This window comes from Planosporangium thailandense, from assembly GCF_011947195.1.
GTDB classification, from domain to species: domain Bacteria; phylum Actinomycetota; class Actinomycetes; order Mycobacteriales; family Micromonosporaceae; genus Planosporangium; species Planosporangium thailandense.
The window spans coordinates 127,826-149,008 of the sequence record NZ_JAATVY010000012.1 but is presented as its reverse complement, the minus strand read 5'-3'; the positions used below and the strand labels follow the sequence as shown (position 1 = coordinate 149,008).

Below are 21,183 nucleotides of genomic sequence, written 5' to 3'. Positions count from 1 at the left end.
AAAAGGAAGGTGCCCACTGCCAACTCAGCCGCCGTCGGGGAGGGTGCGAGACGATGAAGACGCAGGACTGCGTCGCTCCGGATTACGGGTACCTGCGACCGATGAAACGGCCGGAGTCCGCAACCTTCCCGGTCTACAAGAAGCTGGAGGAGATCCTCACCGACACGACGGAGCACCCGGACCGCGTGATCGCCCACACCCTCGCCACCTGCTCCGGCTACGCCTACTCGGACGCCGCGACGGTAGCGATGATCATGGCGAGAGTGGGGCTGGAGGGCAACCACTGCCGGCAGATCAGCCAGGACGTCGACGCCATGTTCATCTGCTCGCACGCATACCTCGTACAGAGCAGCGACGGCCGGGTCGTGATCCTGTGCTACCGGGGCACCGAGCCGATGAACTTCATCAACTGGCTCACCGACGCCGACGTCAACCCCGAGACCGTGGCCGTCCCGTTCGCCGATCCGCCGGTGTCGTTCCAGGTGCACGGCGGGTTCTACCGCAACGTACGGGCCACCCGGCACGAGGTGATCCACGCCCTCGAACGCGCCCTCGAAGGGCGGTCCGTACGCGCCAAGGGCAAGCTCATGCCGCACGCGCTCGAGGCGCTCTACATCACCGGGCACAGCCTCGGCGCGGCGATGGCGGCCATGATGGCGATCATGCTGCGCACCGAGGAGGCGTACGCGCCGCTGTCCCGCAAACTGCGCGCGGTGTACACGTACGGGCAGCCGATGATCGCCGATCCGGCCCTGGCGAAGGCGTGCGACGCCGACGAGTTCCTGCACGACAACGTCATCCGGTACGTCTTCGGCAGCGACGTGGTGCCGCAGCTACCGCCGACCGTGTCCGGGCCGTTCGCCCACTTCGGCCAGGAACGCCACTGCGGCCCCGGCACCTCGGCGGTCCCGGTCACCCAGCCCACCCAGCAGCTGGGCAACCTCACCGGCCTGGTCGCCGCGCCGCTGGCGTTCCTGACCCACCAGCTTCGGCTGTTCCGCAACCTGCCGTTCCAGCAGTCGCTGTACGACCACGGGCCGCAGCACTACATCACCGCGCTCACCCCGGCCGGTGTGAACAGCGAATACGGTGATCCAGGATGATCAGGTGCTTCGGGTACTCGGAATCGACGCCTGCCGGGCCGGCTGGGTCGCGGTGGAGCTGCACGACGGCGCGTTCGCCGGCGCGTACCTCGGTCTCAGGCTGGATGAGCTGTTGACGCCGGCCGACGCGGTCGGCATCGACATCCCGCTCGGGTTCCTCGAGACCGGCTGGCGGGAGGCCGACACGCGAGCGGCGCAGCGGCTCGGCCCCCGGCGCAGCAGCGTCTTCCGGGTGCCGCCGCGGGCGGTCTGGCAGCGGGCCCCGTACGCGGCGGCGAACGCGCTCTGCCGCGAGCTGACCGGGGCGGGCCTGAGCGTCCAGGCGTACGGGCTGCGCCCCAAGGTGCTGGAGGCCAACACCTGGTTCGACGCCGGCCGGTACCCCCTGTACGAGGTGCACCCGGAGGTGTCGTTCGCCGGCCTGGCGGGCACGACGCTGGCGTACCCGAAGCACACCTGGGCCGGTGCGCACCTGCGCCGCCGGCTCCTGGCCGCCGGCGGCATCGACCTGCCCGACGAGCTCGGCGACGCCGGGCGCGCCGGTCCGGACGACGTCCTCGACGCCGCCGCGGCCGCGTGGAGCGCCCACCGGATCGCCACCGGTCGCGGCGTTGCGCTCCCCGATCCCCCGCAGCTCAACGAGCGCGGTCAGCGGTTGGCCATCTGGTACTGAGCCATCTGGTACTGAAAAATTCAGACCGACCGGGGCTGCTCGCCCACGGCGAACTGCACGCCTCCCTGGTCGTCGACGGATGCGTCGAGCGCCTTGTCGTCGAGCATCTCGGCCGCATCGTGGTCGAGGAACAGCCGTGCGCCGGCCGCGTCCAGCACCTGGTCGCCCTCCAGCGGCTCCGGTGCCAGGCTCAACCTGAACGCGCCGGCCGACTCGTCGGTCGCGATGCGCAGGCCCGTACCCTGCGGGATGCCCTCCTGGCCGGTGAGGTCCCGGATGACCTCTGCCGCGGTGTCGGTGACAGCAAGCATCGTGTACTCCTCGAAGCCTCTCGGGCCGGCCGGCCCAGACGGCCCTGGGCCGCGCCTGGCCGGCTGTCGGTTCCAACGGTCGTCCGTCTCCCGTACGCTGCTCTCCCGTACCGGAGGCATCAAACCGGCCCGGAGCTTCCGGCCCGGGCGGGGCATGACCAGCGCCTGAAACCGCGTAACCAGCGCCCTGAAACCGCGTAACCAGCGCCTGGAACCGCGTGACCAGCGTCTGAAACCGCCCCGCACCCGTCGCGCACCGGTCGGGCAACCGTCACCTGGTGCAGTGAAGGGACGAGTGAGGAGTGCGTTCGCCCGACCCGAGGAGGACAGGCTGCAGCGCGTGAGCCCTGCCGCACCGGGGTCCGCCGCCGGGCGGAGACCCCGGCTGGTTCGCGACCCGGTACTGGTGGCGCTCGTGGTCGCCACGGTCGCCGTGCTCGGCTGGTACGCGCTCGACCTGGGCAGCCCCCGGGCGCAGGTGCTGGGCTGCTGGCTCATCATGCCGGTCCTCGATGTCGTGCTGATCGTGCTGGCCCGACGCGTCGCCGTCCTGCCGACCACCCCGCGTGCCGCCCGCCGGTTCTGGAACGCGATGAGCGTCGCCGGTGCGCTGTTCACGCTCGGCGACGCCCCGCAGGGTGTCCTCACCGTCGCCGACCCGACCGTCACCGCGCTGCGACCCACGCCGCTCCAGCCGCTCACAGCGGTCCTCGGCGCCGCCGTGGTGGCGGTCGTACTGCTGGTCTACCCCACCGGGGCGACCTCGCGCCGGGCCCGCCTGAAGTATCTGCTCGACGCGGCGAGCGTGATGTCCGGCGCGGCGGTGGTCGCCTGGTGCCTGGTGACCCGCCCGGCTCTGCCGTCCGCAGGCGCCGATGCGCTGCTCACCGCCGTGGTGGGCTCGGGGATCCTGCTGGTGGCCACGTTCGCCGGGGTCAAGCTGTGGCTGAGCGGCATGAGCCCGATGACCGGGGCGGCCGCCGCACCGATGATCCTGGCCGCTGCCGTCCAGGGCCTCGGTAACGCGATCATTCCCAGCGACGACGACCCGGCCCGGCTGTATCTGCACGTGATCCTGCTGCTGGCGCCGTCGCTGCTGATCGCGATCGGGCCACGCGTCCAGGAGCTTCGCAGCCGTCACGACGCGACCGTGTTCGAGGCCCGGCCCGTGGCCCCGTACAGCGCCCTGCCGTACGCGACCCTGGTGGTCACGTTCGCCACCCTGCTGGTGGTGCTGCCGGACGGGATCGGTCCCCAGGTCTGGGGCGCGATCGTCGGGCTGATCTGCATCGTGTCGCTCGTCGCGGCGCGTCAGCACGTCGCGTTCCGCGAGAACGCGGAGCTGATCACCCGCCTCGACGAGAGCCTGCTGGAGATCAGCCACCGGGAGCACCGGCTGGACCTGATGCTGCGGCACTCCTCGGACATCACCACGATCGTCGGTCCGGACGGCCTGTTCGTCTACGTCAATCCGGCGCTGGAGCGCCTCCTCGGCTGGCCGGTGGCACAGACGATCGGCCGACGCATGATCGACTTCCTGCACCCCGACGACCTCGCCGCGCTCCGGCCGCGGCTGGGCGTGGTCTCCCGGACGCCGGACGCCAGCATGACCTACCAGGCGCGGTACCGGCATGTCGACGGCTCGTGGGTCTGGCTGGAGGTGATCGCCACCAACCTGACCCACCAGCCGGGCATCAACGGCACCGTCAGCAACGCACGTGACGTGACCGAGGCGCGCAAGCTGCAGGACCTGCTGCGCTACCAGGCGTCGCACGACGTGCTCACCGGGCTGGGCAACCGCATGCTCTTCGCGGAACGGATGCGGGCGGTCGACGCGCCCACCAGCGCGGTCCTGCTGATCGATCTCGACGGTTTCAAGGAGATCAACGACCGGTACGGCCACCACGTCGGGGACGAGGTTCTCGTGTACGTGGCGGGCCGGCTGCGGCAGTGCCTACGCCCCGACGACACGGCTGCCCGGTTCGGTGGCGACGAGTTCGCGGTCCTGCTGCCCGGCGTGAACGAAGTGACCGCGCGGGGCGTCGCGGCACGGTTCCTCGACCTGCTCGACACTCCCGCCGAGATCGACGGGAAGCTGTTGGACGTCCGCGCCAGCGTGGGCGTCGTCGTAGGCGACGCCCACGACGCGGAGGCGCTGCTGCGGGCGGCGGACAGCCGGATGTACGCGGAGAAGCGGCGGGTCAGAGCCACCGCGCCGGCCCGGCCGGAAGCGGTCTGACGCCGCTCGATCCACGGTGGATGGATACGTGGAAACCTGTGTTTAAGGCGCGTGGCGGTGGGGTACGTCGTGCCCTACTCGCTCGTCGCGCTCGCGGAAACACCCATCCTCGACTGCGCCCGCACCACGACCGATCCGCCCGAGGAGGGTGACACCGATGCCGATCACCGACTACGACGCGCCCCGTACCGCCACCGCCGAACTCGACGAGGACAGCCTCGAGGAGCTTCAGGCCCGCCGTACCGCCGCCGCGCAGTCCCCCACGCTCGACCTCGACGGCATGGACATCGACGACGGCTTCGAACTGCCCGGCGCGGACCTTTCGAGTGAGGAGCTGACGGTGTCGGTCGTGCCGATGCTCTCCGACGAGTTCCGGTGCTCCCGCTGTTTCCTGGTGCACCACCGCAGCCAGCGCACGATCGGCGGCAACGGGCAGGAGATCTGCACCGAATGTGCCTGAGCGGTGTGCTTGAGGTGGCAGCCGGGTGCGGATGGGTTTCCAAGTCCCCACAATGGTTTGCAGGCAAATAGCGTCTCGCTCATGACGAGCGAGTTCGGTAGGACGGCGAACCGGATGGCGGTGGAGACCGCCCGGGCGAGCCTTGACGATCTGATGGCGTGGGTGGGGGTGGACGGCCTCGTCGCCGCCATCCGCGAGCCCGGTCTCCTGGCCGCGATCGACCAGCATTCGGCGACCGTACGGGACACGCTCGGCGAGCACGTCACCGACGTGACAGCGCTCGCCGAGTACGCCCGGGAGGTGCACGCCGCGGCTTTCGTCGACGGCCACCTCCTCCCCGACCTGGACCGGCTGGACTGGTCGAACGCCCCCTCATACCTGCTGCGCCTGGTCGCGGTGTGCGCCCTCGCCGAGGCCGCCGGCTGCCTGTGAACCGGCCCGACCGGACGTAGACCTCCCACGGTTCGCCGCCGGAGCCGCGCCACACCTTGTCCTCAAAGCGCGTAGCAGCAGGCAGCGCGGCGGAAGCACGGTGGTCTGACGCGGCGGTGCCGGGCAAGGTTGAGTATTGGGAAGTCCGCTTGCTGATCCGCTGCGGGAGGGCGGCATGCTCGGACTTGAGCTCATCGTCGTCCTGGGCGTGGCCGTGCTGCTCTGCGGCATCGCCGCCCGCCGTCTCGGTATTCCCGCGCCGGTGTTCTTGCTGCTCATCGGCGTCCTGCTGGGGTTCGTGCCCGCGTTGCGGGACGTCGGCCTGCCACCGGTGGTGGTGCTGCTGTTGTTCCTGCCGGCGCTGCTGTACTGGGAGAGCCTGACCACCTCGCTGCGGGAGATCCGCAACAACCTGGGCCCGATCGTGCTCGCGAGTACCGGCCTGGTCATCCTCACCGCCGCGGCGGTCGCGGTGGTCGGGCACGGCCTCGGGCTGCCGTGGGGGTGCGCCTGGGTGCTCGGCGCGGCGATCGCGCCGACCGACGCCGCCGCCGTCGCGGTCCTGGCCCGGGCGCTGCCGCGCCGGTTGGTGACGGTGCTGCGGACCGAGAGCCTGGTCAACGACGGTACGGCCTTGGTGATCTACGGCATCGCGGTCGGCGTCACCGTCGGCGAGGAGCAGCTGAACCCGGCCCGCGTGTCCTGGCTGCTGGCGCTGTCGTACGTCGGCGGGGTCGCGGCCGGGTTGGTGACGGCCTGGCTGAGCCTGCGGATCCGCCGGGTACTCGACGATCCGCTCCTGGAGAACGTCGTGAGCCTGCTGACCCCGTTCACGGCCTTCCTGCTGGCGGAACTGATCCGCGCCTCCGGCGTGCTCGCGGTCGTCGCCTGCGGCCTCACGATGAGCCAGGTCGCCCCCCGGGCCATCCGCGCCGACACCCGCACCCAGTCGGTCGCGTTCTGGAGCCTGTCGACCTATGCGCTCAACGGTGCGCTGTTCGTGCTCGTCGGGCTGCAACTGCCCGAGGCGGTGAAGGAGCTGACGAGCGTGGGCCTGTACCGGGGGATCGCCGCCGTCGGCATCATCTCCGCCGTGATCATCGGCATCCGCTTCCTCTGGCTGTTCGCGATGCCGGACCCCGGCGCGCTGCTGCGACGGCTCGCGCAGTCCCGGCTGCTGCAGCCCAGCCCACGCCCCTACGCCATCGGTACGGCGTCCGGCTTCCACACGATGGTGTCGCTGGCCGCCTCGGTCGTCGGATCGGAGCGGCGCCACCTCGGCCGAATGGTGCGGTGGGCGGCCCGGCAGCGCCCACCCAGGATCAGCCGGCGTGCGCGGGTGGTCGCGGCCGTGTCCGGCGTCCGCGGCGCGGTGTCCCTGGCCGCCGCCCTGGCCGTACCCCGTCACCTGAACTGGGGCGCGCCGTTCCCGGGCCGGGACATGATCGTGTTCGTGACGGCGGGTGTCATCGTGGTCACCCTCGTTCTTCAGGGCCTGGCGCTGCCGTACGTGGTGCGCTGGACGCGGCTGCCGGCCGACACCACCATCGAGCAGGAGCGCCACCTGGCCGAGACGGTGGCGACCGAGCGCGCCCTCGCCGCCATGGACGAGATCGCCGACGTGCGCGGTGTCGACCCGATGGTGGTCGAGCGGATGCGCATCGAGTACGAGAAGCACCTCAGGGTGCTACGCGCGCACGGCGACGAAGCCGACCCCAACCCGGGCCGCCGCGCCGAATGCGACTTCCGGTCGCTACGCCTCGGACTTCTCCGTCACAAGCGTGAGACCGTCGCCCAGCTTCGCGACGAACAGCTCATCGACGACGCCGCCCTGCGGCAGATCCAGGCGCAGCTCGACGCCGAAGAGGTCCGGCTCTCCCGTCGCGACCTCCCGGACTGACCGGCGCCTTCCCGCAAAAGCCCCCAGCGTCGCAAGTAGCCGTACGAGTGCGGTCGTCACAGCGCTGCGAGGTGGCCCAGCGCAGTTACGCGGAAACTCATCAGCCGCCATCGGGCCGCTAGCCGGAGCTGTAGTGGCTAGCGCTGGAGCGCCTTTCGCAGCCGTAATCGGAGCGGCCGTGGGGGCATTGGGCACAGTGGGGGCGACACCAACGATGGTGCCACACCTCACTAAGTACATCGAAGAAAAGCAGCAATTCGAAGCCGGCGGCACGTACTTCCTCCGGAAGGCCACGAAATCATGGCACGTATCGGGCACCCCAGTACCCATGCAGCCATGATCTACCAGCACGCCACGCGGGATCGCGACAAGGCAATTGCCGTCGCCCTTAACGCCCTGATTGATGAGGCGCGCGGTGCCCCGAGCTTCACGTTGTCGGAGAAGGCTCGGTGAGCGATGCCTCCAATTCCGCAATAGTCAGCTCCAGTTCGGCGAGATACCTGCCGGATCGCACCTTTCGGATAATTCGAAGAGTACGCGTGCATACGGGAAGGGTAACCAATGCCCCGACCGCCGCAGCTACGCCCGACATGCCACCCAGAAAATAAAACTCGCTGGCAACAGTCATCGCAGCCGTCAACCCGGAAATTGCCGCGAAAACCGCCGACAAAAAGGCGATGTACACCAGTCTCTCTAAGACGAACGCCTGAAATGCGGACGGATTACTCTGGTACTCCCGAATTTGGCTGAGCTCGCTCGCGAGTTGCCCTAAACGTTCCCGCTTTGCCCTAAGGCTGCGACTGGCTCTCCATGTTCTGTAACGATCGGTCCAAAATGGCGAGAAGAGCGCGATTACCGCAGAAAAGAGGACACCCAGTACGAAGTAAATAAACCCTTCCATGACCCCTCGGTGTCAGTAGACGGAGTTAGCAGCCTAGGGGTGTGACCCCGCCTACACCAGAGGCGGTCATCCAGGATCATCCGGGCGTGTGACCAACCCAACCCTCCCGCACGGCCCTGACCTAACGCAACGGGCCTTGAAGACGATGGCCAGCTACATCTGGCATACGGGCCGACCAAAGGGATCTAACGAGTGACGCCCTGGTCATCCGCCTTCGCGGTTGACCAGGGCGTCATCCCTAGGTTCTGCTGGGTGGAGCCGAGGGGACTCGAACCCCTGACCCCCACACTGCCAGTGTGGTGCGCTACCAGCTGCGCCACGGCCCCAGCACCCGTAACTCTCCCGGGCACCCGCGCAATAGTACACACCTACCGGCCCCCGGTCACATCGGATCCCCTCAAACCCGCCGGCGAGTCGGGATCAGTTCATCGTCGGGTCGGACGGGAAGTGTGCCACCGCCGCCAGCAGCCCACCCTGCCGCCGGAGCACCATCGACCAGAGATCATCCGGGTGGGCGGTGAAGGCGTCGCCGGGCAGGGCGTCGAACACGAACCACGAGCCGCTCTCGATCTCGGCCTCCACCTGGCGGGGCGCCCACCCGGCGTACCCGGCGAACACCCGCACGCCGAGCAGGCCGTCGCGGAGCGTGTCCGGGTCGCCGGACAGGTCGACGGTGCCGACCACGCCCGAAATCCGGTTGAAGCCGCTCAACGACGTCACCCCGGGGCGGGTACGGGCGAGGCAGATCGCCGCCTCCGGCTGCACCGGTCCGCCCTCGAAGACGACCGGCGGTTCGCCGGCGAGCGACCCCCACGGGCCGAGCACCTCGGCGACCGGCACCTCGGTGGCCCGGTTGAGCACCACCCCGAGCGCCCCGCCGTCCTCGTGCGCGACGAGCAGCACGACCGTACGTTCGAAGTTGGGGTCACGGAGGGCAGGCGTAGCGACGAGCAGCCGCCCGGTCAGCGACTCCATCGTCCTCCCCCAGCTTGTCTCCCGCTCGCGGTGCCGCCCCGGCTCGCTCTGCACAATTACCCTGCCACGCAGAACTCGTTGCCTTCGGGGTCGGCCAGCACCGTCCACCGCAGACCCGGCACCTCGTGCTCGTCGAGCACGGTAGCGCCCAGTCCCTCGAGGCGTCTGACCTCGGCCTGCCGATCGTCGGCGCGGAAGTCCACGTGCACCCGGTTCTTCCCCACACGGGGCTCGGGAACCTTCTGGAGCCCGATGGCCAGCCCGTCGCCGTCCGCCGGCTGCAGGAGCAGGAAGTCCCCGAACTCGGTGGCCAGCCGGTACCCGGCCGCTTCGGTCCAGAATGCGGCGAGCGCCCGCGGGTCGGCGCAGTCGATCGTCACCATGCCGGGTTTCAACACCATGCATCGCACCCTAGCCTGCGCCTCGCGGCGTGGTTAGGGTCTTGGTCCGTGACCGGACTAAACGCCACCGTCGAGATCGCCGTCATCGGCGGCTCCGGGCTATACGCGTTACTGGACGACGCCGAGGAGTACGCGGTCGACACCCCGTACGGGTCGCCGTCGGACCCGATCACGGTCGCCACCGTCGCCGGCCGGCGGGTCGCGTTCCTCCCGCGCCACGGGCGCGACCACCGCTTCCCGCCGCACAGGATCCCGTACCGCGCCAACCTGTGGGCGTTGCGGGCGCTCGGCGCGAGCCAGGTGATCGCACCCTGCGCCGTCGGCGGCCTGCGGCCCGAACTGGGCGCGGGCAGCTTCGTCGTACCCGATCAGCTGATCGACCGTACGAGCGGCCGCCCGCAGACCTTCTACGACGAGGGTGCGGTCCACGTCAACTTCGCCAACCCGTACTGTCCCGTCGGGCGCCGGACCGCCATCGAGCGGGCCCGCGCGCGCGGTATCGAGATCACCGACGGCGGCACCATGGTCGTCGTCGAGGGTCCGCGCTTCTCCACCCGCGCCGAGTCCCGCTGGTACGCCTCGATCGGCGGCACGATCATCAACATGACCGGGCACCCGGAAGCGGTACTCGCCCGCGAACTGGCCCTCTGCTACACCGCGGTCGCCCTCGTCACCGATCTCGACGCGGGTGTCGAAGGCGAGGACGGGGTCACCCAGGAGGAGGTCTTCCGGGTGTTCGGCGAGAACACCGAGCGGATGCGTGGCCTGCTGCTCGACGTGGTGGGCGCGCTGCCCACCGACGGCGACTGCTCCTGCCGGCACGCCCTCGACGGCCTGGACCTGCCCTGACGCTCCGGCGCACCCGACACGTCAGGTCTCGCCGCCGAGGTCGACCGCGTACGCCGCGTGGAGCAGGTCCGCGCCGCGTTGGCGGTGCCGCGCCAGTGCCCGCAGCAGGTCGCTCCCCCAGCCGAGGACCTGGTCGGGTGGCGCGTCGAGACGCCGCGCCAACGCTTCCAGCGCCCCGCACAGGGTGGCGTGCTCCCGCCCGAGGCGGTGCACCTGGCTGACCAGCCGGGGCGCGTCCGCCACCACCTGGCTGTAGAGCCCACCCGGCCCATCGGTCAGCTCGACGTGCGCGGTGAAGGCCGCGCACAGTCGGGGCAGTTCGGTGGCGACCCCGCGCCGCCAGCAAGGGTCGGTCCTCGGCGCGACGAGGAGGGCGCGGCGGAAACCTCTGACCGCGGCGAGCAGGTCGGTGTGGGGTCTGGACGCGGTGCGGCCGCCGGCCGCGCGCGCCGATGAATGCCGGGTTGCCAACGGTTCCGTCGTCATGGAGCACCCCGCCCTCAGCTCGGCCGCTGACGGCGGGCCGTCCGCGGCTGGCCGTTGCCGGCCGGGCACCGGCGGAATCGCCTGGCGTGCCCGGCGACCGGCGTCCGCAGGTTCGAGCGCCGTTATCTCAGGGTCGGCCCCCGGCTGCGGTCTGTCCAGTGGTGAGCGCGGCCGATGTTCGCGTGGGGCACCGGTACCGGAGCCGGCCGGCCGCGCTGATGTCCTGGAACGTTCCGCCGTTGCGCTCGATGACGCGCCGGGACGCGGTGTTCTCCGGGGCGCAGGTCAGCAGCGCGGGGTCGATCCCCCACGCGCCGGCGCGGCGGAGGGCCGCGCCGAGCAGGGCGGTGGCGTGCCCCTGTCGGCGCGCCGACGGCCTGACGTCGTAGCCGATGTGCCCGCCGAACTCGCGCAGTCCGTCGTTGAGCTCGAGGTTGATGCGGACCCGCCCGAGGTACCGGTCGCCGTCGACCCACCACAGGATCCGGTGCGGGACCCGGTCGCGCTCGCAGGCCGCCGTTCCGTCGATCCCCGCCCGGCGCAGGTTCTCCACCCAGGCGAGGAACCCGGCGCGGTCAGCCAGCGCCTCGGCGTCGACATCCCGGTGGAGCCCTTCGGCGTGGTACTCGCGCAGGGCGCTCAGGAACGATGCGTGCACCGCCGGGTTCGGTACGGCCAGCCTGCCGCTCATCCGGCCACCGTGCCCTGACGGATGGTCGCGCGCAACCTGATTCCACGCCGCCGGGTGTAGTACAACGATCCCATTGATCGAGGGGCACGAATGGACGCGTTGATCGCCGGCGCCGGGATCGGTGGGCTGGCGCTGGCTCGCGGCCTGGTCGCCGACGGGCACCGGGTACGCGTGCTGGAAAAGGCTGCCGGCCTGCGACTCGGCGGCGCGGCGGTGACGATCTTCAGCAACGGCGCCGCGGCACTGGCCGGCCTCGGCGCACCGCTGAACGGCCTGGGCGGACCGATCGACCTTCTGGAGTTCCGGCCGTCCCAGGCCCAGGGCGCCAACCAGGCGTTGGAAGACGCCTGGCTGCTCACCCGCGCCCTGCGCCGGACCGGTGCACCGGCGGAGGCGCTGCGCAGGTACGAGCGCCTGCGCACTCCTCGCGTCCGCCGGGTGTCGGCGATGGCGGCGAGCGAGGTCACCAACCGTCCACCTCGTACGGTGGCGAAGCTGGCGGCCCACCTCCTGCCGCCGTCGCTGTCCGGCCGCGCCTACCTCGCGCTGGTCCGACGGTTCAGCAGCGTCCTGTCCGACGAGACGCCGTAAGGACGCGTAGGCGAATTCGTTTGCGTGGCCCGGCATACTGTCCGCATGTCGCCGGTGAAGGCTTTCCGTCGTGGCGCGCTCGACGCGCTCCGACGACGTGCCTGGCGACGACGTCCGGGCCGCTGACAGCCCGTACCGCGCCCGCGCCGCAGCCGTCGGCTGCCCAGCTTCTCCAACCGTCCACTCGTGACGGACGCACCTCCGCCGAAGGAGCACCTCCATGCACGCCGCCGAGCAGGCCCTCGTCCCACGGCTCGAGGCAGCCGTCGTCGCCGCTTTCGGCGCCGAGTACGGCGGCTGGGACCCGCAGTTGCGGGCCGCCACCAGACCCGAGTTCGGGCACTTCCAGACCAACCTGCCGCTGCGGCTGGCCAAGTCGACCGCGCTGCCCGCACCCCGGGTCGCCGAGCGGCTGCTCGCACAACTGCGCGTCGACGACCTCTGTCTGCCGCCGGCCCTGGGCGGCCAGGGTTTCATCAACCTGACGCTGCGGCCCGAGTTCCTGGCCGCCCAGGTCAACGCGCTGCTGTCCGACGACCTGCTGGGAGTGCGGCCGGCCGCGCCGTCGCAGCGGATCGTCGTCGACTTCTCCTCGCCGAACGTCGCCAAGCAGATGCACGTCGGGCACCTGCGTTCCACCATCATCGGGGACACGTTGGCCAGGGTGCTCTCCTTCGTCGGCCACGACGTCGTCCGGCGCAACCACGTCGGCGACTGGGGTACGCAGTTCGGCATGCTCATCGAGCAACTGCTCGACGAGGGCGGCGACGATGGTGACCTCGACCTGCCGGCGCTCGACGCGCTGTACCGGCGGGCCCGCACCCGGTTCGACGGCGACCCCGCGTTCGCCGACCGGGCCCGGGCCCGGGTGGTCGCGCTGCAGGCCGGCGACGGGCAGACCGTCGGCGTCTGGCGGCGGATGGTGGCCGTGTCGCTGGCCGGATTCGACGCGATGTACGCCCGGCTCGGGGTACGGCTAACCCGCGCGGATGTCGCGGGCGAGAGCAGCTACCACGACGATCTCCCGCGGGTCGTCGCCGACCTGACCGAAGCGGGGCTGCTGACCAGGTCCGAAGGCGCCCTCTGCGCGTTCCTGCCCGGGTTCACCAACCGGGACGGCGCTCCCCTCCCCCTGATCGTGCGCAAGGCCGACGGCGGATTCGGCTACGACGCCACCGACCTTGCCGCGATCCGGCACCGGATCGACACGCTCGGCGCGGACCGGTTGGTGTACGTCGTCGACGTCCGCCAGTCGCTGCACTTCGACCAGGTGTTCGCCCTGGCGAGCGCCGCCGGCTGGCTACCTACCCGGGTCGCCGCGCAGCACGTCGGGTTCGGCATGGTGCTGGGCGAGGACGGGAAGCCGTTCAAGACCCGTAGTGGTGACACCGTCTCGCTGGCCTCGCTGCTCGACGCCGCCGAGGCGAAGGCGGCGGCCCTGCTCGACGAGCGGGGTTCGACGCTCACCGGTCCGGCCAGGTCCGCCACGGCGCGGGCGATCGGCGTCGGCGCGGTGAAGTACGCGGACCTGGCGGGCGGCATCGGCCGGGACTATGTCTTCGCGCTCGACCGCTTGGTCGCGCTCGCCGGCAACACCGGCCCGTACCTGCAGTACGCGCACGCCCGGCTGGCGTCGCTGCTGGATCGGTCGGGCGGGGTGCCCGGCCGGGTGACGATGCTCGACCACGCCGCCGAACAGCGGCTCGCGCTGCTGCTGACCGGGTTTCCCGGCGCGGTGGAGTCGGTCGCCGCGACACTCGAGCCGCACCGGCTGTGCGGGTACCTGTACCAGGTGGCCACCGCGCTGTCGGTGTTCTACGAGGAGTGCCCGGTCCTGCGGGCCTCCGGGGACGTGCGGGCCAGCCGGCTGGCGCTGTGCCTGGCCGCCCGGCGGGTGCTCGCCACGGGTCTGGACCTGCTGGGCATCACCGCCCTCGAGCGGATGTGACGCCCGATTAGCGGTCACTCACTCACTTCCTGCGCGCCCTCCCGGCCGAACGGCTGCGCCTGGTCAGCGAGAACCCGTCCTCCGGTTGGGTGGCCACGGTCAGCCAGCCGCACGTCGCAGCTGGCGGACCTTGATCACACACTCCTATTGTGACCATTTCATTACGTGTCGTAATCGGGCGCCGTCACGGTACGAGCCGGCTCACCGCCTCGGCGATGGCCGCTGCCGTGGCAGCCGGCATCGTCGTCTCCACGCTGCCCGCTGCCTCGGCGCTCGCCGCTGACACCGGCGTCACGGTCACCGGGGTCGTCCGTCACATGGTCGCCGACCCACCGGCCGGTACCGGAGCCGGCACGACAGCGACCACCACCCGCACGTTCGTCGAGGTCAGCGGTGGCCGCGCGATAGACCTACCGCCGGACAAGGCCGAGGGGCTGCCGGCGGGCGCGAGGGTCGCGGTGCGCCTGCGCTCCGGCGTCACGGCCGGGCACGCCAGCGCCTCATCGGTGGAGCAGGTCACGCAGCTAGCGGGTGCCGCCACCCTCGGCGCAACGCTGGTCACCGGCCAGCACACCCTGACAGTGCTGCCCGTGTACTGGACCGCCCCTGACTCCGCGACGGTGCAGACGCTGAAGGCCGTAGCCGACGCCACCGCCGCGTACTGGGCCGAACAGTCCACGGGTCGGCTGCGCGTGACGACCGCAGTACACAACTGGACCAAGGTTGCCGCACCACCGCCGGCCGATTCGGCGGGAGACCCGGATTGGGTCAAGTGGTCGAGGGCGGCCATCTCTGCCGCCAAACTGACCCTGCCCACCGCCGCCACTCAACACATCGCCCTCTACTTCCCCTACCGCGACAGCATTAGCTGGGCCGGACTGGGCGAACTGAGGGACTCGTACATCTGGATCAACGGCAGTCCGGATGCCGCGACGCTCGCCCATGAGTTCGGCCACAACCTCGGCCTCTGGCATGCCCGGTCGGAGAACTGCACGACGAACGGCGTTCGGGTGCCTCTGTCGACCACCTGGACCGACTGCACAACAAACGAGTACGGCGACCGGGCGGACGTGATGGGTTCCGGGTACAGCGACTCCTCACCTGGAGCCGTCGGCTATCTCAACGCCGCCCTCGCCGACGCGCTCGGCTGGGCGGACGTGATCACCGCGAGCCCTACCCGGGCAGTGACCGTGAATCTGCGAGCCCGGTCGGCGTCACAACAGCCACAGGCCCTGAAGATCCCCACCGACACCTTGCCGATCTACGTGGAGTACCGGCCGAAGAGCGGCCGGGACGCACAGATGCCGGACTGGGCTGGTGTCCAGGTACGGACGTTGAGCAACAGCTGGCTCTTCGGTCCCACCAGCTACCTGCTGGACATGCGCCCGGACGCGGACTACCCGTTCACGGCCCCACCCATCCGGCCGCTAGCGGTGTGGCGGATACCGGGGACCCGGCTGGCCCTGCAGGTCACCGCGGTCAGCACCACGACCGCGCAGGTCACAGTGACGCCGGTCGGTTCGGACGTCGTCGGCCCGAGCCCGGCCGTCGTCACCGCGCCGACCGCCAACGCCACGGTCAGCACGACCACGATGGTGTCCTGGCGTCCGTCCTGGGACGCCGGCATCGGCGTGGCGGCCTACTCTGTGGTCGTCGACAACCGCGTTGACGGGATGGTCGGCCGGGGCCAGGGCTCCTACCGGCTGACCCTGCAGGGCAACGACCGGTCCAGGCACACCATCCGGGTCGACAGCACCGACTACTACGGCAACACCACCAGAGGTACCCCGGTGACGGTCACTCTCAGCGACGCCGACGGCGCACCGAAGATCACCTCCCTGGTCGACGGCAGCGCGGTCAGCAGTCCAACCCTTACCGTCTCCTGGCAGAACGACTGGACGCCCAACTCTGTCGAGGTGCTCCTCGACGGGCGCGTGGCGGTCGCGATCAGCAACCCACAGATCACCTCCACCACCCTTCAGGCGGCGGACGGAACCCACACCATCGCCGTGCGCGCCTCCTACTGTTGCTGGAACGCCGTCCTGACGTCGGTCCCGGTCCGGGTCACCGTCGACAGGGTCGCCCCGAGCAGCCCCAACGCGCTGGCACTCACTCCCGACGACATGTTGAGCTGGCGCGCCGCGACGGACACCGGAAGCGGGGTGGCCACCTACGTGGTCCGTATGGACGGCGTCGAGGTAACCCGCACGCTCAGCACGGCCGTCCGGCTCGCCATCCCAAACGGCCGGCATTCGTGGACCGTGATCGCGATCGACCGGGCAGGCCTGGCATCCCCGACCTCCGCCCCGCTCACCGTGGTCCGCGACAGCACCCCGCCGAGCGCGCCGAAGGTGACCGCACCGGCCAACAGCGCACTGCGCACCCGCGCGGCGGCCAGCGTCACCTGGTCCGCCGCCGCCGACCCGGACACCGGTATCAGCGGCTACCAGATCATGATCAACGGCAAGCTGGTCCGATCCGTCCCGAGTACCGCCAGGTCCGCCGTCGTCACCCTCCCGGAGGGCACGGCACGGATCACGGTCGCCGCGGTCAACGGGGCCGGCCGGACAACGGCCTCTGACCCGGTCACCGTCACCGTCGACACGAGCCCGCCGACCGCACCCAGCGGCCTCGCGCTCAGCGGTGGGTCGCTGACCTGGCGTACGGCAACCGACGCCGGAAGCGGAGTGGCTTCCTACCTGGTGACCCGGGACGGCACCACGGTCACCCGTACCGCCGGTCACAGCGTTCGGGTCACCGTCCCGACCGGGCGTCATACCTGGCGGGTGGTCGCGGTCGACCGCGCCGGACGGGTCTCCCCGCCCGCACAGCTGACCACTTTCCGTTGACCCGCGGAACCCGCGGTCGGCTCCGGAGGACGGCGGGCAAGCGGATTTCAGGCGCATGCGAACCGGGCGAGAAGCTTCGACCGGAGCCCGGCTCGGCGCCGCAGGCGGTCATGGTCAATCCGGGGTCGGCCGGCAGCGGTATCGCCTCGAACACGAGCTACCGCAACCAAAGAGGACAACACAACGGAGGTCCGGGGGGCCCGGTCCGCGGACCCGGGCCCCACGGCGACGCCACCGGCAGGGTCAGCGCGTCCCCGTGAGCCGGTGCCTGCCCAGGGCGAGCCCGGCCGAGGCGACCACCAGCCAGACCGGCCCAACGATGCCGGCGTATCCGGCGATCGAGAGCCCCAACGACATGCCGAGCACGGCCAGTACGGGCAGCAGGCTCACCACGGCGAGCCATATCGACACCAGGCGCGAACGGAAGCCGAGCCACGCCACAGCGCCGGCAGCGACGACGACGCCCAGCCAGCCGAGGTAGCTGCCGAAGTCGTTGAGCATGTAGTAGAAGTACATCCCTTCCTTGCCGAACTCGTGCTGGTTCAGCCCACCCGGCAGGTACAGGGCCATCGCGAGCTTCCAGCCGTATCCGAGTGAGAGCCCGGCGGCGGAAGCGGTGAAACCGTCGGCGACGACGCGGGCGGCGGCGCTGTCCGGAGCAACCCGATGGGCGGCGGTTCGCCAGCACGCCGACAGCACCAGCAGGCAGGCCACCGCCACGTAGCCGAGCGCCCCGCCCAGGTGGTAGGCGCCGGGAGCGAGGCTGCCCGCGGCATCGGGGCCGACGTGCGGTTGGGTGGTGAAGACGGTGGCTACGCCGCCGAAGACCCCGGCGGCAAGGCCCCACAACGGCCAGGCACGGGACGGGCGGGCGATCACCGGAGACTCGGTCACGGGTTCGGCGGAGATGGCGGTCATGGTCACCCCTTCGTGGATGCCGGTCTTCGTCGTGCCGGCTGCGTCGCCCACGGTGCTGCGCCCGTTGTCCCGCGCACGAGGGACAGCGGTCCCCTCGTCGAAGGCGGGACGGCGAGGCTGTTCCCGGAGGCCAGGTGATCGCGCATGATCTGACCGTGACCCTGGCTGCGACGACGACGCGACGGCTGCCCCGTGTGCCCGCCGCCGGGCTCGCGGCCGCCCTCGCGGTCACGTCGGTCGGGTGCACTGTCGGCGCGGTACTGCTGCACCAGCGGCTCGCCGGGCTGACGACGCATCGGGTGCGCCTGACCGGAGCCGACCTCGTGCTGGCGACGGCGTTCCCGCTCGTGGCTGCGCTGGTCATCGCACATCAGCGGCGGAACGCGGCAGGCTGGCTGCTGCTGTCGACGGCGCTCATGGGCCCGTACCTGCTGGCCGGTCAGTATGCGGCGTTCGCCCTGGTACCCGGCGACCGTCACCCGGCGACGGCGGCCGCGGCCTGGCTGTCGATCTGGGGCTACGTCCCGTACCTCGTGCTGTGGGGTCTCGTGCCCATGCACGTGCCCGACGGCCGGCTGAACTCGGCCCGCTGGCGCACCCTGCGACGGGTCATCGTCGGGCTGATCGCGCTGCAGACCGGGGCGCGCATGTTCGCGCCCATCAACTCCGACGCCGCACCGGAGCTACGCAACCCGCTCGCGGCCCCGGGCGGGCAGTGGCTGAACGTGGTCACGCTGCTGACCTCGTTCGCCGTCGTGCTGGGGGCCGGCGGGTGCGGTGTCGTCGCGGTCTGGCGACGACTGCGGCGGTCGAGCGGCACGGAGCGCGCACAACTGCAGTGGCTGACCTTCGGCGTCATCTGCCTGGTGGGATCGGCGCTGCTCGGTACGGCGGTCGGGGGAACGAACAGCGACGGGGCGCTGGCGGTCGGCATGGTGCTGCTGGTGGCCTCGATCGCGATCGGCGTCGTCCGCCACCGGCTCTTCGACATCGGTACCGCGCTGAGCCGGACGGTGGTGTACGGCCTGCTGTCGGCGTTCCTGCTGCTCGCCTACGCCGCGACCGTCGCGGGTGCGGGCGCCCTGGATTCCGGCCGGCGGGCCACGTACGCGGTCGTCGCGGTCGTCGCGCTCGTCGCCGCGGCCGCACGCGACCAGGTGCAGCGGCTGGTCGACCGGCTGCTGTTCGGCGAGCGGCGCGACCCGTACGCGGTCCTGCGGCAGGTGCACCGCCGGTTGGACCTGGCGACGGGACCGGTCGACGCGCTCGGCCAGCTCGCCGAGGGGCTGCGCACGAAGCTGAAGCTGCCGTACGTCGGTGTCGAGGGAGTGGACGGGCGGCTGCCGGCGATCCATGCGGGCGTTGCGTCGCCGGAGGTCGAGCGGCTGCCGGCGACGGACCGGTCGGAGGTGGTCGGCGCCCTTGTCGTGGCGCACCGGTATCCCGGCGAGCGGTTCACGGCGAGCGAGCGCGCGGCGCTGGCCGACGTCGCCCAGCGGGCAGGTGCTCTGCTCGGATCGGCGTCGATGTTCCACGATCTGCTGCGCAGCCGCGAGGGGCTGGTCGTGGCACGCGAGGAGGAGCGGCGCCGGTTGCGCCGCGACCTGCACGACAGCATCGGCCCGCGGCTGGCGGCGATGGCGATGCAGCTCGACAGCCTCACCGACCGGCTCACCTCCCAGGACGCGGCGCTCGCCCGGCGGGCAGCAACGCTCAGCGACCAGTTGCGGGAGACGGTCCGCGATGTCCGGCACGTGGTGGAGGATCTCCGTCCGCCCGCGCTCGACGACCTGGGCCTGGTCCCCGCGCTCCGCCAGTTGTTCGATCCGTACGCGGCCACCGTCACCGTCGAGTCCGCTGTCCTGCCGCCCCTGCCCGCGGCCACCGAGGTGGCTGCCTATCGGATCGCCGCGGAGGCGGTCACCAACGCGCTCCGACACTCCGGTTGCCGGGCGTGCACCCTCCACCTGCGGACCGACGGCCCCTGGCTGGTCGTCGAGGTACGCGACGACGGCCGCGGTGTCGGGGACGCGGCAGTTCCTGGCGTGGGGCTGCAGAGCATCCGGGAACGCGCCAGCGAGGTCGGTGGCCGGCTGGAGCTGACGGACGCTGACGGCGGGGGCACGACGGTACGGGCACGGCTTCCGTTGGAGATCGCATGAACGCCCTTCGCGTGGTCGTCGCCGACGACCACCCGCTGTTCCGCGAGGGTCTCCGTACCCTCCTCGCCGACCTCGGCGCCGAGGTGGTCGCCGAGGTCGGCGACGGCTCCGCGGCGGTCGCCGCTGTCGGTGCGCACCGCCCCGACGTCGTCCTCATGGACCTGCGGATGCCCGGGCTGGACGGCATCGAGGCCACCAGCCGGATCTCCCGCGACCATCCAGGCACGGCGGTGCTGGTCCTGACCATGAGCGACGACGCCGCGTCGCTGCAGGCCGCGCTCAGCGCCGGCGCCCGGGGCTACCTCCTCAAGGAGGCGTCCAAGGCCGACGTGGGACGCGCGCTCGACGCGGTCATGCGCGGCGAGATCCTGATCGGCTCGGGTGCCGCGCCGCGCCTGCGCACCGTCACCGCCGGGAGAACAGCCACGACGCCCTTTCCGCAGCTCACCGAACGCGAGCAGGAGCTGCTCGAACTGCTCGCCCGCGGCCTGGACAACGCGGCGATCGCGCGGCGGCTGTACCTGGCCGAGAAGACGGTGCGTAACCGGGTCTCAGCGGTCATGGCCAAACTGCCGGCCGCCTCTCGGGCGGAGGCGATCGCCATCGCCAGAGACGCGGGGATCGGTCAGGCGGATTGACGCGGGACGGGGCTCAACCCGTACGGCCGCGTCAGGCCACCCAGTCCGCCGACCGACCGACGATGCCGAGGAAGCGCGTGAGGTCGTCCACCGTCTCGCCGACGGGGATCGCTGGCCCGAAGGGCGCACCGGCCTTCCGGCGTGTCTCGTCGTCGGGGATGTCCCTCACCATGGTGAAGGCGAGCGCGATAGCGGGTGCGTCGCCGGTGTAGGCGACCCCGAGGGCGCGCGCCAGGTCCCAGCCGTGGGCCACGAGCTCGACGACGTGGATGCTCACCGCGGTCGCGGGTGGAAAGGCCTGTGTCGGATGGGCGGGCGCCACGACCATCGGCTGTGGACGCTCCAGCAGCTGCCCGAATTCCCGCTCGATGACAGTGGCCGAGTCCGTGTAGGCCCGCACCGTGCGCTCGGGAGCGGTGGGGCTGGTGGTCCAGGCGCTCGCGTCACCCGTCTCGCCCCGCGCGGCGGCTGCGAACCCGCGGTTCATCGCGGTCATGTGTCCGAGAAGGTCGCCCACTGTCCACTCCGAGCACGGCGTCGGGCGCGCCAGGTCCGCCACGGTCACCTTCAGGGCGATGTCGAGAACCTGCCGGGCCACTCGACGGTGCAGCTCGATCGCAGTTTCGAGGTCCATTCCCCCGCCTTCCACACACCGG

The 21,183-nt window shown here is 71.2% G+C and carries 20 protein-coding genes and 1 tRNA gene; 12 read left to right on the top strand and 9 right to left on the bottom strand.

All coding sequences use genetic code 11. The features are described from left to right. Window positions 1-53: 53 nt before the first annotated feature. Window positions 54-1,103: a lipase family protein gene (locus HC031_RS18070; protein WP_167926514.1), complete on the top strand. Its 1,050-nt coding sequence runs from the start codon at window positions 54-56 to the stop codon at window positions 1,101-1,103. Window positions 1,104-1,107: 4 nt separating this feature from the next. Beyond that, window positions 1,108-1,776 (top strand): DUF429 domain-containing protein, encoded by a 669-nt coding sequence (locus tag HC031_RS18065; protein WP_167926513.1) that lies wholly within the window; start codon window positions 1,108-1,110, stop codon window positions 1,774-1,776. Window positions 1,777-1,796: 20 nt separating this feature from the next. Here HC031_RS18065 and HC031_RS18060 read toward each other — a convergent pair whose 3' ends face one another. Continuing rightward, a complete protein-coding gene (locus HC031_RS18060) occupies window positions 1,797-2,087 on the bottom strand; it encodes an adhesin (protein WP_167926512.1) in 291 nt (96 codons plus the stop codon). A gap of 340 nt (window positions 2,088-2,427) precedes the next feature. Here HC031_RS18060 and HC031_RS33195 point away from each other — a divergent pair, with 340 nt between their 5' ends. The 4 genes from HC031_RS33195 to HC031_RS18040 all read left to right on the top strand — a co-directional run bounded on the left by HC031_RS33195 (window position 2,428) and on the right by HC031_RS18040 (window position 7,118). Beyond that, complete coding sequence (locus HC031_RS33195) at window positions 2,428-4,326, top strand: diguanylate cyclase domain-containing protein (RefSeq protein ID WP_167926511.1); 1,899 nt, start codon at window positions 2,428-2,430, stop codon at window positions 4,324-4,326. 157 nt (window positions 4,327-4,483) lie between these two features. Further along, window positions 4,484-4,786, top strand: a complete 303-nt coding sequence (locus HC031_RS18050; protein WP_167926510.1) for a DUF4193 domain-containing protein — start codon at window positions 4,484-4,486, stop codon at window positions 4,784-4,786. 81 nt (window positions 4,787-4,867) lie between these two features. Continuing rightward, window positions 4,868-5,218 (top strand): DUF6401 family natural product biosynthesis protein, encoded by a 351-nt coding sequence (locus HC031_RS18045; RefSeq protein ID WP_167926509.1) that lies wholly within the window; start codon window positions 4,868-4,870, stop codon window positions 5,216-5,218. Window positions 5,219-5,393: 175 nt separating this feature from the next. Beyond that, window positions 5,394-7,118, top strand: coding sequence for a cation:proton antiporter domain-containing protein (locus HC031_RS18040; protein ID WP_167926508.1), 1,725 nt, complete (start codon window positions 5,394-5,396; stop codon window positions 7,116-7,118). 427 nt (window positions 7,119-7,545) lie between these two features. Here HC031_RS18040 and HC031_RS18035 read toward each other — a convergent pair whose 3' ends face one another. The 4 genes from HC031_RS18035 to HC031_RS18020 form a co-directional block, all read right to left on the bottom strand. Continuing rightward, window positions 7,546-8,019 carry a hypothetical protein gene (locus HC031_RS18035; RefSeq protein WP_167926507.1) on the bottom strand — a complete coding sequence of 158 codons (474 nt, stop codon included), beginning with the start codon at window positions 8,017-8,019 and terminating at the stop codon, window positions 7,546-7,548. A 253-nt stretch (window positions 8,020-8,272) separates the two neighbouring features. After that, a tRNA-Ala gene (locus tag HC031_RS18030) sits at window positions 8,273-8,345 on the bottom strand. A gap of 94 nt (window positions 8,346-8,439) precedes the next feature. Then, window positions 8,440-8,994, bottom strand: a complete 555-nt coding sequence (locus tag HC031_RS18025) for a YqgE/AlgH family protein (protein WP_167926506.1) — start codon at window positions 8,992-8,994, stop codon at window positions 8,440-8,442. Between the two features lie 56 nt (window positions 8,995-9,050). Further along, window positions 9,051-9,395: a VOC family protein gene (locus HC031_RS18020; RefSeq protein ID WP_167926505.1), complete on the bottom strand. Its 345-nt coding sequence runs from the start codon at window positions 9,393-9,395 to the stop codon at window positions 9,051-9,053. A 48-nt stretch (window positions 9,396-9,443) separates the two neighbouring features. On the opposite strand from HC031_RS18020, the gene HC031_RS18015 reads away from it, so the two are divergent. Next, entirely contained in the window at window positions 9,444-10,244 is an 801-nt protein-coding gene (locus HC031_RS18015; protein WP_167926504.1) for an S-methyl-5'-thioadenosine phosphorylase, read from the top strand. Window positions 10,245-10,265: 21 nt separating this feature from the next. Here HC031_RS18015 and HC031_RS18010 read toward each other — a convergent pair whose 3' ends face one another. Both HC031_RS18010 and HC031_RS18005 read right to left on the bottom strand, forming a co-directional pair. Next, window positions 10,266-10,730 (bottom strand): hypothetical protein, encoded by a 465-nt coding sequence (locus HC031_RS18010; RefSeq protein WP_167926503.1) that lies wholly within the window; start codon window positions 10,728-10,730, stop codon window positions 10,266-10,268. Window positions 10,731-10,857: 127 nt separating this feature from the next. Beyond that, window positions 10,858-11,421, bottom strand: a complete 564-nt coding sequence (locus HC031_RS18005) for a GNAT family N-acetyltransferase (protein ID WP_167926502.1) — start codon at window positions 11,419-11,421, stop codon at window positions 10,858-10,860. A gap of 90 nt (window positions 11,422-11,511) precedes the next feature. Between HC031_RS18005 and HC031_RS18000 the strand changes: the two genes are divergently transcribed. The 3 genes from HC031_RS18000 (at window position 11,512) to HC031_RS17990 (ending at window position 16,809) form a co-directional block, all read left to right on the top strand. Beyond that, window positions 11,512-12,012, top strand: a complete 501-nt coding sequence (locus HC031_RS18000; protein WP_167926501.1) for an FAD-dependent oxidoreductase — start codon at window positions 11,512-11,514, stop codon at window positions 12,010-12,012. Between the two features lie 220 nt (window positions 12,013-12,232). Then, window positions 12,233-13,960, top strand: coding sequence for an arginine--tRNA ligase (gene argS, locus HC031_RS17995; RefSeq protein WP_167926500.1), 1,728 nt, complete (start codon window positions 12,233-12,235; stop codon window positions 13,958-13,960). Between the two features lie 215 nt (window positions 13,961-14,175). After that, window positions 14,176-16,809, top strand: coding sequence for a hypothetical protein (locus HC031_RS17990; protein ID WP_167926499.1), 2,634 nt, complete (start codon window positions 14,176-14,178; stop codon window positions 16,807-16,809). A 243-nt stretch (window positions 16,810-17,052) separates the two neighbouring features. Here the strand turns inward: HC031_RS17990 and HC031_RS17985 are convergent, their stop codons facing one another. Continuing rightward, window positions 17,053-17,778, bottom strand: a complete 726-nt coding sequence (locus HC031_RS17985; protein ID WP_205862867.1) for a hypothetical protein — start codon at window positions 17,776-17,778, stop codon at window positions 17,053-17,055. Between the two features lie 104 nt (window positions 17,779-17,882). Between HC031_RS17985 and HC031_RS17980 the strand changes: the two genes are divergently transcribed. Then, entirely contained in the window at window positions 17,883-19,889 is a 2,007-nt protein-coding gene (locus tag HC031_RS17980; RefSeq protein ID WP_205862866.1) for an ATP-binding protein, read from the top strand. Next, window positions 19,886-20,527, top strand: a complete 642-nt coding sequence (locus tag HC031_RS17975; protein WP_167926496.1) for a response regulator transcription factor — start codon at window positions 19,886-19,888, stop codon at window positions 20,525-20,527. The genes HC031_RS17980 and HC031_RS17975 overlap by 4 nt, the downstream gene beginning before the upstream one ends. 31 nt (window positions 20,528-20,558) lie before the next feature. On the opposite strand, the gene HC031_RS17970 is transcribed toward HC031_RS17975, so the two are convergent. Then, window positions 20,559-21,161 carry a TIGR03086 family metal-binding protein gene (locus HC031_RS17970; protein WP_167926495.1) on the bottom strand — a complete coding sequence of 201 codons (603 nt, stop codon included), beginning with the start codon at window positions 21,159-21,161 and terminating at the stop codon, window positions 20,559-20,561. Window positions 21,162-21,183 lie beyond the last annotated feature (22 nt).